The sequence below is a fragment of the Natrononativus amylolyticus genome, from assembly GCF_024362525.1.
GTDB lineage: Archaea > Halobacteriota > Halobacteria > Halobacteriales > Natrialbaceae > Natrononativus > Natrononativus amylolyticus.
Genome location: NZ_CP101459.1, coordinates 412089 through 426965 on the forward strand (window position 1 = coordinate 412089; position 14877 = coordinate 426965).

The 14877-nt window shown below is 64.7% G+C and carries 3 protein-coding genes; 1 reads left to right on the top strand and 2 read right to left on the bottom strand.

Features of this window, described 5'->3' with window-relative positions:
* Window positions 1–101: 101 nt before the first annotated feature.
* Both NMQ11_RS17325 and NMQ11_RS17330 read right to left on the bottom strand, forming a co-directional pair.
* Window positions 102–12500, bottom strand: coding sequence for a right-handed parallel beta-helix repeat-containing protein (locus NMQ11_RS17325; RefSeq protein ID WP_255170950.1), 12399 nt, complete (start codon window positions 12498–12500; stop codon window positions 102–104).
* 204 nt (window positions 12501–12704) lie between these two features.
* On the bottom strand, window positions 12705–13829 hold the full coding sequence (locus NMQ11_RS17330) for a hybrid sensor histidine kinase/response regulator (RefSeq protein WP_255170951.1): 1125 nt from the start codon (window positions 13827–13829) through the stop codon (window positions 12705–12707).
* Window positions 13830–13999: 170 nt separating this feature from the next.
* Between NMQ11_RS17330 and NMQ11_RS17335 the strand changes: the two genes are divergently transcribed.
* Complete coding sequence (locus NMQ11_RS17335) at window positions 14000–14809, top strand: winged helix-turn-helix transcriptional regulator (RefSeq protein ID WP_255170952.1); 810 nt, start codon at window positions 14000–14002, stop codon at window positions 14807–14809.
* The last annotated feature ends 68 nt before the right edge of the window (window positions 14810–14877 follow it).

Consider the following 14877-nt stretch of genomic DNA (forward strand, 5'->3'; position numbering starts at 1 on the left):
GCTATACGGACCGGCGCCTCATGACCGTTCGCCAGCTTCGTTTGACGGACCGAACCGACGACGAGCCGTTCCCACAGCTGAAGAACCAAGCTCTCTCGCGGCTACGACCGGGAGCGCTGCCGGCGGCCGAGAACCACCGCACAGACGAGGATCACGCCGACGGCGGTGAGGACGCTGAATCCGGGGATCGTGTCGGCGTCGTCGCTGTCGTCTCGGTCGTCGCTGTCGTCGTCTCGGTCGTCGGTGACGGTATCGTCGGGATCGGTCGGTGCGTCACCCGTACCGTCCGATGTGTCGTCTCGCTCGGCGGGCGTGTCGTCGTCAGGCTCGCCATCACCGTCGGTTTCACACGGATCGGTTCTGTCATCCTTTTCTTTCGCTGGGCAATCGTCATCGACGTCCGACTCATCCGGCTCCGGGCCGTCCGAACCGGAGTCATCTGAACCGTCGTGATCGTCCGAATCATCAGAGTCGTCCGAACCGTCCGAATCGTCCGAATCATCAGAGTCGTCCGAATCGTCGGAGTCGTCCGTCGCAACTACAAACGTGGTCGTGTACGTCTCCTCGTTTCCGCCGTTGTCAGCGACGGTGAGTTCGACGCTGTACGACTTCCCGTCCTCGAGGCCGAGTTCGAAGGTCGTCTCCGCGGACGTGATCTGCGTTCGGTCGTCGTCGGTCACGTCGACACCGTTGAGTTCCAGGGTGATCGAGCCCACGTCGACGCCCGAGAGTTCGTCCTCGTAGGCGAAGTGAACGGTGGTTTCGTCGGTGCCCGCCGGGAGTTCGTCCCCGTCGGCGGGCGCGACGCCGGTCAGCGTCGGCGGCGTCTCATCTATCACGAGGACGCCGTACGTCGAGAACCCGGTGACGTCGGCGACGACGAACGGCTCGTCGTCGATCCACGCGACGTTCGAGTCGACGGAATCCCACGTGCCGGTGCTATCGTCGTAGTGGTACATGGCGGCGTCGTTCACGTCGGCGCCGCCGAGTGCGTCCTCGTCGGCCGCCAGCGTGACCGTCGCGCTCTCGATCGTTCCCTGCTCGAGGTGGTAGTCGATAAACGAATCGAGTTCGGCCGTCAGGAAGCCGCCGCCGAGGTGGCCGCCCTCGAGGTTCGAGTTGACGGTGTTCTCCGAGAGTGCGACGAACAGCTCCTCGCTTTTGATCGCCTCGTCGGCGTCGTCGACGACGTCGAACTCGACGGTCGTTCCCGTCGCATCGATCTCGATGACGCCGTCTTCGAGCGTGAACCGCGTGTCGATGGCCACAGAGGCGGTGTTCTCTCCCTCGTTACCGGCGCGGTCGGTTCCGACGGCGGTGACGGTGTAGTTGCCCGACTCGTCGAACTCGAGCGTGCCGGTGAACCGCGTCGCGTCGGTCGTCGCGGGGTCCACGGTCACCGTTGCGGGCGATTCGGTGCCGTCGGCCTCCTGAACCGTCGCCGAGACTTCGGGGACGTCCGCGAGCGGCTCGGTGCTCTCGACGACGACCGTCGCCGACTCGCTGTCGACGTCCTCGACGGTGACGGCCATGTCGGGCGCCTCGCGGTCGATCACGAGCGTTTCGGTGGCCTGGGCCATCCCGCCGTTGTCGCGCTCGTCGGCGGCGACGGCCGTCAGTTCGTACCGGCCGTCGTCGGGGATGTCCACGACCGGAATCTCCGCGACCCAGATGTCGCCCTCGAGGGTCGCCTCGACCGGGACGCTGTAGGTCGTCTCGAGCGAACTGACGAGCACCGTCACCTCGTCGACCGGGTGGTCGGCCTCGACGGCCACCTCGACGGTGGCCTCGTCGCTCGCGTACACGAACTCGTCGTTTGCCTCGAGGACGTCGCCGTCGGCCGTGACGAGATCGCTCGCCGTCGAGTGGCCCTCGACGGCGACGATCGTCGGCTCGACGGTCGCCTGGGTCACGACGAGCTGGCCGGCGGACCGGTCTCCCAGATCGAGGTCGTAGGTACCTGGCTGCTCGAGTGTCGCGCTGACGTTGAGCGCGCCGAGGTGGTACCAGCCGGGTTCGAGCGTCACTTCTTGACTGCCGAGAACGTCGGTTTCGCCGGTGTCGACGTTCGTGGCGGTGAGTTCGATCTCCTCGGGACCGTCGACGGTGCCGGCCTGGTAGATGCTTCCGGTAACGTAGAACTCCTGCCCGTCGGCGACCTCGACCGCAGAGACGCCCGCGGCGATCACCTGGATGTCTGATTCGGCGGAGACGACCTCGATCGTCCCGGCGTGGCGGTCGCCCAGCTCGAGGTCGTACGTGCCCGCCTCTTCGGGCGCGTACGTGACATTGAGCGCGCCGAGGTGGTACCAGCCGGGTTCGAGCGTCGCCTCTTGGCTCCCCACCACCGCGGACTCGCCGGTGTCGACGTTCGTGGCGGTGAGTTCGATCTCCTCGGGGCCGTCGATGTTGCCAGCCTGGTAGATGCTCCCGACGACGGACAGTTCCTCGCCCTCGACCAGTTCGATCTCGGAGGCGGAGGCGGCAATCACCTGGATGTCCGACTCGGCTGGCTCGACCTCGATCGTTCCGGCGTACCGATCGCCCAGCTCGAGGTCGTACGTGCCGGGTTCGGCGGGTGCGTACGTGACGTTGACCCCGCCGAGGTGGTACCAGCCGGGTTCGAGCGTCACTTCCTGGCTACCCACGACCGTCGTCACGTTGGTGTCTGTGTTCGTGGCAGTGAGTTCGATATCTTCGGGGCCGTCGATGGTTCCGTTCTGGTAGATGCTGCCGGTGACGTGGATCTCCTCGCCGTCGACGAGTTCGACCGCAGAGACGCCCGCGGCGATCACCTGGACGTCCGATTCGGCGGAGACGACCTCGATCGTGCCGGCGTGGCGGTCGCCTAACTCGAGGTCGTACGTACCCGCCTCGTCGGGCACATAGGTGATGTTGAGCGCGCCCAGGTGGTACCAGCCGGGCGTGAGCGTTTCCTCCTGTGTCCCAACGACCTCCGTTTCACCGGTGTCGACGTTCGTGGCGGTGAGTTCGATCGTCTCGGTTCCCTCGATGTTGCCGGCCTGGTAGATACTCCCGACGACGGACAGCTCCCCGCCTTCGACGAGTTCGATCTCCGAGACGGAGGCGGCAATCACCTGGATGTCTGACTCGGCGGCGACGACTTCGACCGTGCCGACGTCCCGTTCGCCGAGGACCAGGTCGTAGGTGCCGGGTTCGTCGGGAACGAACGTCACGTTGAGCGCGTCGAGGTGGTAGTAACCGGGCTCGAGCGTCACGTCCTGACTGTCGACCACGGTGCTCTCCCCGGTCTCCTGATTGATCGCGGTGAGTTCGATCGTTTCCGTCGCTTCGTCGCTGCCGTTCTGGTACACGCTTCCGGTCACGTGGACCGGCTCGCCCTCGACCACTTCGACCTCCGAGAGCGACGATCCGATCACCTGGATGTCGGTGGCGACTTCGTTGACGGCGATCGTCGCGACCTCCCGGTCGCCCAGCTCGAGGTCGTACTCTCCGGGTTCGTCGGGCGCGTACGTGACGTTGAGCGCGCCGAGGTGGTAGTAGCCGGGTGCGAGCGTGACCTCCTGACTCCCCACGACCGCTGTTTCGTTGGTCTCGGTGTTCGTGGCGGTGAGTTCGATCTCCTCGGTTCCCTCGACGTTGCCGGCCTGGTAGATGCTCCCGACGACGGACAGCTCCTCGCCGGCGGTGACTTCGACCGCCGAGGCGGAGGCGGCGATCACCCGAATGTCGGATTCGGCGGGCTCGACCTCGATCGTCCCAGCAGTACGGTCTCCCAGCTCGAGGTCGTAAGTGCCGGGTTCCGGGACAGCGGTGACGTTGAGCGCACCGAGGTGGTAGAAGCCGGGTTCCAGGGTTACTTCCTGACTGCCGAGAACGTCGGTTTCGCCGGTATCGACGTTCGTGGCGGTGAGCTCGATCGTTTCGGGCCCATCGACGTTCCCGCCCTGGTAGATGCTCCCGATGACGTGCAACTCCTCGCCTTCGACGAGTTCGACGGCCGAGGTGCCGGCGGCGATGACCTGGATGTCCGATTCGGCGGGCTCGACATCGACCGTGCCGGCGTGGCGGTCGCCCAGCTCGAGATCGTACGTGCCGGGTTCTGGAACGTAGGTGACGTTGAGTGCCCCGAGGTGGTAGAAACCGGGCTCGAGGGTTACCTCCTGGCTGCCCACCACCGTCGTCTCGTTGGTCTCGGTGTTCGTGGCGGTGAGTTCGATTTCTTCGGGCCCGTCGACGTTGCCGGCCTGGTAGACGCTCCCGACGACGGACAGTTCCTCGCCTTCGACGAGTTCGATCTCCGAGGCGGAGGCGGCGATCACGGTGATATCCGATTCGGCGGGTTCGACATCGATCGTTCCGGCGCTTCGGTCGCCTAGCTCGAGGTCGTAGGTGCCTGGCTCGGACTCGAACGTAATATTGAGCGCCCCGAGGTGATAGAAGCCGGGCTCGAGGGTCACCTCCTGACTGCCGAGAACGTCGGTTTCGCCGGTATCGGTGTTCGTGGCGGTGAGCTCGATTTCTTCGGGCCCGTCGACGTTTCCGGCCTGGTAGATGCTCCCGGTGACGGACAACTCCTCGCCCTCGACCGCCTCGACGCTGGAGACACCAGCGGCAATTACGGTGATATCCGACTCGGCGGGTTCGACATCGATCGTTCCGGCGCTTCGGTCGCCTAGCTCGAGTTCGTAGGTGCCGGGTTCGGCGGGCGCATACGTGACGTTGAGCGCGCCGAGGTGGTAGTAACCGGGTGCGAGCGTGACCTCCTGACTCCCCACGACCGCCGTTTCGTTAGTTTCGGTGTTCGTGGCGGTGAGTTCGATCGTCTCGGTTCCCTCGATGGTGCCGGCCTGGTAGATGCTCCCGACGACGGACAGCTCCTCGCCTTCGATCAGTTCGATCTCGGAGGCGGAGGCGGCGATCACCTGGATGTCCGACTCTGCAGGTTCGACTTCGACCGTGCCGGCGTTCCGGTCGCCCAACTCGAGGTCGTATGATCCGGCGTCGTCCGGCTCGAACGAGGCGGTGATGTTGAGCGCACCGAGGTGGTACCAGCCCGGTTCGAGCGACACCTCCTGACTGCCGAGTTCGATCGGGTCGCCGCCGTCGGTCGGGGTGGCAGTTAACGTAATCTCCTCTGGCCCCTCGATAGTGCCTGCCTGGTAGATGCTCCCGACGACGTGGAACTCGTTGCCCCCGACGACCTCTGTTTCGGAGGTGGAGGCGGCGATCACCTGAATATCCGAGTACCGGTGCTCGAGCGAGACGGTGTCGACGACAAGGCCGTTGAGCGTGATCGTAACCTCGTCGCTGTCGACGTCGCCGGGGAGTGCGTCCTCCGTCGGCGTCCACTCGAACTCGACGCCGTCTCGGTCGAGACCGGGTTCGACCGTAACCGTCTGGTTCATCTCCTCGTCGACGTGCTCGCCGCTGATCGTCAGCGCGACGGCGACGTCACCGGCGGCGTCGCCGCCGTTGTAGAGGTCGCCGCTGATCGTCACGGTCTCGTCGACGCCGACGTCTGTGTGGCTCACGGAGCCGCCGTAGACGAAGATGTCCGCGCCCTCGAGGACGGTCACCGTCCCCGCGTGGGTGCCGCTCACGCTCACGTCGAAGGTTCCCGCGTTCTCGAACGCGTGCGTGAACGCGACCTGGTCGGTGTCGCCCGCCTCGAGCCGGATCGTTTCGGTGGCGACGCTATCGCCGTCGACCTCGAGCGCGACGGTGACGTCGCCGTCGGCGTCGCCCGCGTTTTCGACCGTCGCCGTGACCGTCGCGGACTCGCCTGCGACGAGTTCGTCGGCGTCCACGGCGGCGTCGGTCACCTCCGCAACGGCGTCCGGTTCGTCGCTGAACACGCCGAAGGTGCCGAACGCGTCGATGTTCGTGGCGTAGACGTACCCTTCGGTCGTGTTCACCCCCGAGTCGTAGGACTCGTCGGCCGGCGACGACCAGGACTCGCTCAGCCGCCAGAACTCGAGCGTCGATTCGTCGACGCTGGCCAGGTCGGCGGGATCGTAGTGGACGAACAGCGAACTGACGTGCGCGTCCTCTCCCGTCGCGCTGACGGTGACGTACGCGCCGAGCGGGTGGACGTCCGCCGGCAGATCGTCCGGTTCGTCGGCGGCGTTTAGCTGGACGTCCTGGGCCTCGAACGAGAGGGTGACGCCGTCCAACTCGAGGTTCGAGACGGTGTTGTCCGTCGCGCCCTGGAACGACTGGAAGCCGGAGCCGCTCTCGGTGACCGTCGCGGTGTCGACGGTGTTCCCCGAGGCGTCCGAGAAGACGATGCCCGCGGCCTCGCTGTTCGTTACCGAGAGACCGGTTATCGTGTTGTCGTGACTGTCCGGTCCGGCGTAGAACCCGTGCGAGCCGCTGTCTGTGATCGTAACGTCGGTGAACGTGTTCTCGCTCGAGCGACTGGCGAGGCTGAGCGCGTTGCCGTCGTTGTCGTGCAACTCGAGGTCGTGGAACTCGCTGTCGTCGGCGACGCTCAATTGAATCCCGCTGTCAGCGTTGTCGGTGGCGGTCACGGAGTGGAAGACGTTTCCGGTTACCGGCGTGTTCCACCGCGTGTCACCCATGAGGAGGACGCCGACGCCGTCGTTTTCGACGGCAGTGACGTCCGTCAGCAGGTTTCCATTACTGTCGTCGACGATGATGCCGTTCCAGCCGTTTCTGGCGACGCTAACGTTCTCGAAGGCGTTGCCCTGGTTGCTCTCGAGGTTCAGCCCGTACATCGAGTTGTCGTCGGCGACGACGTCGGTGAACGTGTTCGACGAGCCGGTCGTCCGCAGACCGGCGCGGTTCGAGGAGGCGTTCAGCCCGACGAACTCGTTGTTCGTCGACCCCAACGTCACCTGTACTGCACCCGGATAGAGCGCACTTCCACTGATTTCGTTCCCGTACGCGTGGACATCGGTGAACGTGTTGCCGTGGCTCGAGCCGCCGCCCCAGCCGACCTGGAGTCCGCGGTTGTCGTTGTACCGAGTCGTAAGGTTCGAGACGTCGTTGTCGTTGGCCGCACGGAGGTTGAATCCGGCTCCGTTGTACTCGGTGACGACGTCGCTGACGACCCCGTTGCTGGCCTCGTTATAGTGCAACCCGACGTCCCAGCCCGAGACCGTCACGTTGCTGACCGTGACGCCGTCGGCGCCGGTGACCGCGATCCCGTACTGGGTTCCGTCGTCGTCGAGGTTTTCGCCCTGGACGGTGTGTCCCATCCCGTCGAGAACCACGTCGTCTGCGGTGATCTCGAGGCAGGTTGCGCCGCCCTCGAGGTCGCCGGCTAGCACGTAGTTTCCGGGTGTATCGATGACGGTACAGGCGTCGATTTCGACGACGCCCGCCGGGAGTATCGACACCTGTTCGGCGACCGAATCGTCGGCGCTCCGTACGGTGACGTAGTTCTGACCGACGTCCTCGGGCGTCGTCGACAAGGTGAGCGCCAGGTTGTCGCTGCCGCCGCCGTCCAGGGAGAGCTCCCCGGAATCGACGACCGTTCGGTCGAAGTCCTCGAGTTCGATCGTTCCGGTCCCCTCGAGGTCACCTGCGTTGGTGACCGTGACGTCGACCACGAGATCCGTCCCTGCATCGATCGGCGAGTTCGTCGAGACGGTCGCGATCTCGAAGAAGGCGGGATCAGGGGTGTCGTCGAGGGGATCTTCGTCAAGGAACGGTTCGAAATCGATCGCCGATCCGACCGAGTCGCCCTGGCCAGTTCCCTCGCCGCCCGGTCCCCTCTCGTGACCCCACCAGTTGTTCGTCGCGTTCAGACACGGTGGGTCGTTCCAGCCAGTACAGGAGTCAACTGCATAGGTTACACCCGCTCCGTTGCCCGTAATCGCGTTCCAGTGAAGCTGGACATCGGCCTCCTCATCTGGCTCACCGTGTACCTGAATTCCAGCCCCCGTATTGTCTCTAATGGCGTTTTCGGTGACGGTGACCTCATCAAAGGTCGGACTGAACCCACCGGAGACATCTAGTGAAAGTCCGTCCTGATTGTTCGAGATCGTATTCGCCTCGATTTCCATTGTACTCCCGGATCCGCTCTGCTCCAGGTCGAGTCCGTAACCGGTGTTCTCGCTGATCTCGTTGCCGGAGATCGTCAGCTGCCTCAATGCGGTTCCGTAGATTCCATCACCGGAATTCTCCGTGATCTCGTTGCCGATCACCTGCAGTCCCGTGGCGACAACCACGTCGACCCCGTCGGCGTTTCCGTTTATTGTGTTGTCTTCGACGTGGACATTGTTGGATCGGGAAAGGGACAAACCGACCCCTTCGTTGTCGAGAATTTCGTTTGCCGTCAGCTGGGCTCCGTCGACCGACTGGTGGGAGTGCTCGCCCAGTACGACCCCGTCACCACCGTTTTCGCTGACTGAAGTGTTCGTCACGACGGGTTCAAGGGCACTCAACAGGCCCAACCCGTCGCCCTCGTTTCCGCCGATCGTATTGGTGGTGATGACGGCGTAGTCGGACTCCTCGACCCAGACCCCCGTTGAGTCTCCGTCGAACACCTCGTTGTCGTGGACGAACGGGGCGTCCGTTGAGTAGAGATGAATGCCGGTACCGCCTCGCTCGGATATCGTGTTGTGCGATAGATCCGTGTCGCCGACCTCCTGAATCCGAATGCCGTCTCCGGTGCCGGCGTCGATTGTCGCGTTCGAAATCGTCGTTGCATCCGCCGTATCGACGTAGATGCCGGCAACCGTCCCGCCCACCACGTTGGTGTCCGCTACGGAGACGTTTCGGGCCTCGGTGACGTGTAGTCCAAGCCCGTCCTCGAGAGTGAAGTCGCTGATATCGACGTCACCACTGGCGACGATCTGTATCGACGCCAGTTCGTCACCGACGTCCTCTCCTGTCAGTTCGACGCCGTCAGCGAACGCCAGGATTAGCTGTCCTGCGTCGGGATCGATGTCGTCGATGTCGTCTTCCAGAACGACCTGAATGGGGCCACCGTTGACGGTCGTATGGTCGAACTCGTGTTCGAAGTAGGTGGCGTCATTCCCCTCAATGAGCACCCCCGACTGGAAGTCGTTGTCCAACACGCGGCTGTTCGGCGCTTGGTCTAACAACAGATCAGCCCGATTTCCAGCGGCGTAATTGTGTTCGACTCGAGTATCCGCCTGGTTCGAGACGGCGATGCCGTAGCCGTCGTTGTCGGTGACCTCGTTCCAGATGACGTGGGATTCGTCGAGCCAGGACACCTCGGAGTTAGCGATTCGAATCCCATCCTCCCCGCTGCCGGAAATCGCGTTGTCGCGGACGACGGCTTCCGGTGCGCTCGAAACGGCGATCCCGCTGCGGGCGCTGTCGGTGATCGTGTTGTCGCGGACGACCGCGTCCGGAACGTGTGAGGCGCCGACCGTCCTCGTGACCCGGATGCCGTCCTCGCCGGCTCCCTCGACCGTATTGTCGACGATCGTCGGATTTCGTGCGTTCAGCGCGAGGATGTTGTCCTCGGCGCTGCCGGTGACGGTGTTGTTCTCCACCCGCGGGTCGCTCGGTCGCGTCGTTTGGGCCGACTGGGAGCCGATCTGAATGCCCGCAACCGAAAGGGACTGGGAGTACTCGTGGCTGCTGTTTGTAACCACGTTGCCCCGAATAACGGCGTCGTCGGGGGCGCCGACACCGATGTCGGAAGAGCCGACGAGGTAGATTCCGCGCCAGCCGTTGGCGTCGATGGTATTCACTTCCACGAGCGCGTCGTCGGCGTCGGCGACGAGGCGGAGACCGGTAATAGCGTTGTTCGAAATCGTGTTTCCGACGACGTGTGCGTCACTCGACGATCGAACGACGATTCCATCCGAGTTCCCGGTCGCCTCGTTCTCCTGGACGAGCGCACCAACCCCGCCGTTCAGTTCGATCCCGTTGCGGTTGTCGTGAGCCTCGTTGTTTCGTATCTCCGGGGCGTTCGAGGATCGTAGCTCGATACCGATCCCCTGGTTCGAGGCGTCGTGGTCGAGCACCGTGTTCGCCTCGAGCAGCGCCCGGTCCGTCTCGACCAGACTGATCCCGTACCGGTTGTCCGACGCGGTGTTGGACTCGAGTTCGACGTCGTCGGAATCGACGAGGCGGATCCCGTGGAACGCGTTCTGCGTCACCGTGTTCTCCCGAAGGGACGCGTCGTTGGAGCCGCGAACGGTGATCCCGCCGGGGTGGGTCGCCATGTACGCCTGACTGGCGCTCGGTTGGGTGGTCAGCGTGCTGTGGGTAACCGTGTTCTCAGAGATCTCCGCACCGTCGCTGAACGCGACCTGAATGCCGACCGCCACGCCCTCGAGGTCGTGGCCCGAGACGTCGACGTTCGTCGAATCGACGACGAACACCTGTGCGACGCCGTCGGGGATCTCCGGGGCGTCGGTGTCCTTCACGTAGAACAACTCCTCTCCGCCCACGGTGTTTCCGTCGACCTCGTGTTCGAAGTGGGCGAACTCCTCGCCGTCGACGAACAGCCCGGTCTCGAACGTGTTGTCGAAGACGTCCGCGTTGGTCGACTCCTTGAGGATCAGGTCGGCTTCGTGTCCGGCGGCCGCGTTCTCCTCGACGGCCGTCCCGTCCGACTGGTCGACGACGATCGCCGCGAAGTCGTTGTCGGCGATATCGTTGTTCTCTACGCGCGTATCCTGGGACTCGAGGACGATGATCCCGCTCCCCTGCGAGAGCGTGCCGGAGTTCTCCCGGACGTCGTTATCGACGACGTCGACGGCACTCGAGTCCTCGACGACGATCCCCTCGGTGTTGTCCGAGACGTCGTTGTGTTCGACGGCCGTTCCGGTCGAGCCGACGACGTGGACGCCGTAGTCGCTGCCGGTCGCGACCGTGTTCGTCACCGAGCCACCGGTGGAGTCGGCGACCGTGACGCCGGTTTCGCCGCTGTCCGAAACGGCGTTGTCGTCGACGACCGTCCCGTCCGACCCGGAGACGCCGACCCCGCTGTCTCCGTTTCCGGTGGCGTCGTTCCCGGTCACGGAAACGTCGTCGGAGTCCGTTACGTGGATGCCGTCCCCGTCGTTGTCGTCGGCGACGTTGCTCGAGACCGCCACGCCGGAGCCGTTCGAAACGGCGATTCCGTGTCGATCGTTTGCTGTGACGTGGTTGTCGACGACGACCGTACTGTCGGAATCGGCGACGAGGATGCCGTCATCTGCGTTGTCCGTTGCCGTGTTGTTCTCGACGGTGCTCCCAACGTCGTTCACGACGTGAATCCCGATGTCGTTCCCGGAAGCGGTGTTTGCCTCGAGTGTCGCTCCCGTCGAGCCGCCGACCTGTATCCCCGCAAACCCGTTGTCCGTCGCCGTGGCGCCTTCGACCAGCGCGCCGTCCGAGCCGACGACGTGCAGGCCGACGTGGTGCGTGTTCGTCACCTCGAGATCGGTGAGCTGTGCCCCGTCGCTGAAGGCGATCTGGAGACCAACGGCGACGTCCTCGAACGACTCGTCCGAGAGCGCGACGTCGCTCGAGTCGACGATAACCGCCTGGCGTGCATCATCCGGAACGGCCGGCTCGTCGGTACCCGAGACGTAGTAGAGCGTTCCGTCGCCGACCGCGTTGTTCGAAACCGTGTGGTCGAAGTGGGCGAGTTCGTCGCCGTCGAAGAAGACGCCCGAATCGAAGATGTTGTCCGCGAGCGTCAGGTCCGCCGAGGACTCGAGGAGGAAGTCGATCCCGGCCCCGCTGGCGGTGACGGTGTTGTTCTCGACGTGCGCCCCGTCCGAGGCGTTCAGGTGGAGGCCGTACTCGTCGACAGCCGTGATTTCGTTGTTCGTTACGACGGCATCGGCCGCATCCTCGAGGACGACGCCACCGCGCTGGTTGCCGAGGACGTTGTCCGAGACGGTGACGCCGAGAGAACTCGAAATGACGACGCGAGTGCCGTCTCTCTGTGTATTGTCGCTGATCTCGTTGTCCGCCATCACCAGACCGTCGGCGTTCGAAATCGAGACGTCGTGACTGTTACCGGTGATCGTACTGTCCCGCAGTTCGACGCCCGTCGAGTCCGAAATCGTCAGCGTCGACTCAGCGTTCCAGTCCGTATGCCCCGAGACTTCGGTCCCCGAAATGAGGACGTTATCGGAGTCGTGAACCGCGATTCCCTCTCGATCGTTGTTCCCGACGGTGAGGTCCGTCAGCACCGTTCCGGGCGCGTTCTCGAGCAGAATTCCGTACTCGTCGAAGTGTTCGACGGCAACGTTTTCGATCGTGACCCCGTCGACCCCGTTCAGGTGTATCCCGCGATCAGCACCCCAGGGAGCAGAGAGCACCGGTTTCTCGCTTCCGACCCCGACGAGAGCGACCTCGTCGGTCGTAATCACTAGCTCCTCGGTGTAGGTTCCGGATTCGATACAGATCGTCTCCCCCGGTTCGGCAGCGTCTATGGCCTCCTGTATCCCATCGTCCGCCGAGACGACGGCACAGCCCTCGAGGTCGGGGCCGACGGCCGACTGCGCGCCGGTGCTCGAGGCGGTTGCCGGCTCTGCTGCGACGCCGAACGGGACGAGTACAGAGCTGATCATCAACACCGAACACACGATCGCAAACAGCCGAATACGTACAAGATTTCCCGACAATATTCGATTCATGAACGTACCACTCATCCATAATACGTATACTCGCGCTAACACCCGGGTGAGTGAGTAAGAAACCTCGAGGTAAGTGCACACTAAAAATGGCCACTGGCTACTCGCGCCGCGAGAACGGGACGCGACTCGGCCGCCGGACTACGGTTCCCGATCCGAGATCCGCGACAGCGTGACGGTGACGCGCGCTCCGCGCGGGTAGTTGTCGCCTATCTCGAGGCGCCCGTCGAACGCCTCGAGCAGGTTCGTCACCAGATAGAGGCCGACGCCCATCCCCGAGCGACTGTCCAGACGTGCGTCGGGGTCGGCGAGCAGTTCCTTCTGGGCGTCGGGGATGCCGACGCCGTCGTCCGCGATTTCGACGGTCGCGCGGTCGGCCGTGGCGGCGGTCGTCACCGCCACCCGGGGCGTGGCTCGATCCGAGTGATCCACGGCGTTCTCGAGGAGGTGCGTGAACACGGACTCGAGCATCGGCGACGCGGACACGATTATCGGCTCGTCTTCGACCCCGGAGCGGTCGACGTCGATCTCGAGGTTGCGGTCGCGCCGCAGTCGTGCTACCGCCGACTCGAGGACGGCGAGCAGGTCGCAGGGCTCGCGCTCGAGGTCGTCGCCGGCGATGACGTCGATGACTTCCGCGGCGGTATCGGTGAGATCGACGGCGTGGTGGGCGGCCTCCAGGAGCGCCTCGATCGCGTCTTCGTCTGCCGGATCGGCGCGCGTCCGGAGCTGGTCGCCCAGGCCGACGATCATGCTCACGTCGTTCCGGATGTCCTGTCTGACGATCTGGTTCAACAGTGCGAGCCGGTGGTTTCGGTCGACGAGCGTGCGCTGGTGTCGGGCGCGCTCGATGGCGTACCGAAGGGTCCGTACAATCAGTTCGCCGGTCGCGGTTCCCTTGTTCAGGTAGTCCTGTGCACCGCGCTGGATGGCCTCGACGCCGACGCTCGTCTCGTTCTGTCCGGTCAGGACGACGACCGGGACGTTCGGCGCGTGCGCGACCATCCGGTCGACCGTCTCGAGACCTCTGCTGTCCGGCAGCATGAGATCGAGGAGAACCACGTCGGGCGCCGTCGTCCGGACCCGCTCGAGCCCGTCGGCGAGGCGGTTTACGTGGACGACGTCGACGACCTCGATCGGACCGCGCTCCCCGTCCGGATCGCGCGCCGATTGGTGTTCGTGAATGAGTCGTTCGACGAACCGCGCGTCCGCGTCCCTGTCTTCGACGAGGAGTAATTCGACGCCGGCCGTCGCGGTGGTCGTCACGCGCTCACCTCGCGGGCGGCGAGCGTCAGTTGATCGACACTGTACGACCGGACCGGCCCGGCCAGGTGCGGCGGTCTGGGACGAGTGTGCGGAAGAGACATGCGAGTGTGCCGGCGGTGGCACCCGAACGTGTGCTCAACAGTTATATTATTTCACCGAAAACGGGTGGCATGGTTCGCCATGACAGTGGCGTTTCGGTCGACGACCGCGTCGCACTGGACGTGCTCTCGTTGCTCTCGGGGAAGTGGCACCCGGTCGTCGTTCTCACTCTCACGCGCAACGGGCCGATGGGGTTCAACGAACTGCTCGAGGCCATTCCCGACGTCTCCGGAAAGGTGCTCTCGGGGACGCTCGAGGCGCTGTCCGACGCCGGGTTAGTCAGGCGACGCGTCGTCAGCGAATCCCCGCTGCGAGTCGAGTACACGCTCACCGCGGCCGGACGGGACACGGAGTCGATCTTCGCGGAACTCACGCGGTGGGGCGGGCGTCACCTCGAGTCCACGACGCCGAGCGTGGTGCTCGCGGACGGCGACCGGCGGATCACCGACATGTACGGCGAGTGGCTGACCGACCGGTACACCGTCTTTCGAACGCACAACGGCGACGAGCTCGGGTCGCACCTCGAGGAGACGACGGACGTCGTGATCTTCGACGAGGGGCTTCCCGGCGTCGATCCGCGGGACGTTCCGGACATGGTCGGCTCGACCTGCCGGACGATCGCACTCGTCGGGGACCGCCCCGGCGCTGGGCTTCTCGAGATCGAGTGCGACGACGTCCTCCGGAAACCGGTCGTCCGGGAGACGGTTCTCGAGGCGATCGACGAGCAGCTGCGCCGCCGCGGCGAACCCGCCGCCCGACGCGACCGGGCGGCGCTGGCCGCGAAACTCGAGCTCCTCGAGTCGATCCATCCGCGTGAGCGGCTTCGGACGGCCGAGGCGTACGTCGACGCGCGCGAGCGACTCGCCGACCTCGCGGAGTAACCGACCTCCTCGACGGCCTCTCCGGGGGCCGGGTCTTACCGCGCCCGTTCGACCGTTCGGTCGAAACA

What these genes read in the sequence shown, in the direction of transcription:
- NMQ11_RS17325 (WP_255170950.1), bottom strand. Translation starts at nt 12,500, where the DNA reads ATGATCAGCTCTGTACTCGTCCCGTTCGGCGTCGCAGCAGAGCCGGCA.
- NMQ11_RS17335 (WP_255170952.1), top strand. Translation starts at nt 14,000, where the DNA reads ATGGTTCGCCATGACAGTGGCGTTTCGGTCGACGACCGCGTCGCACTG.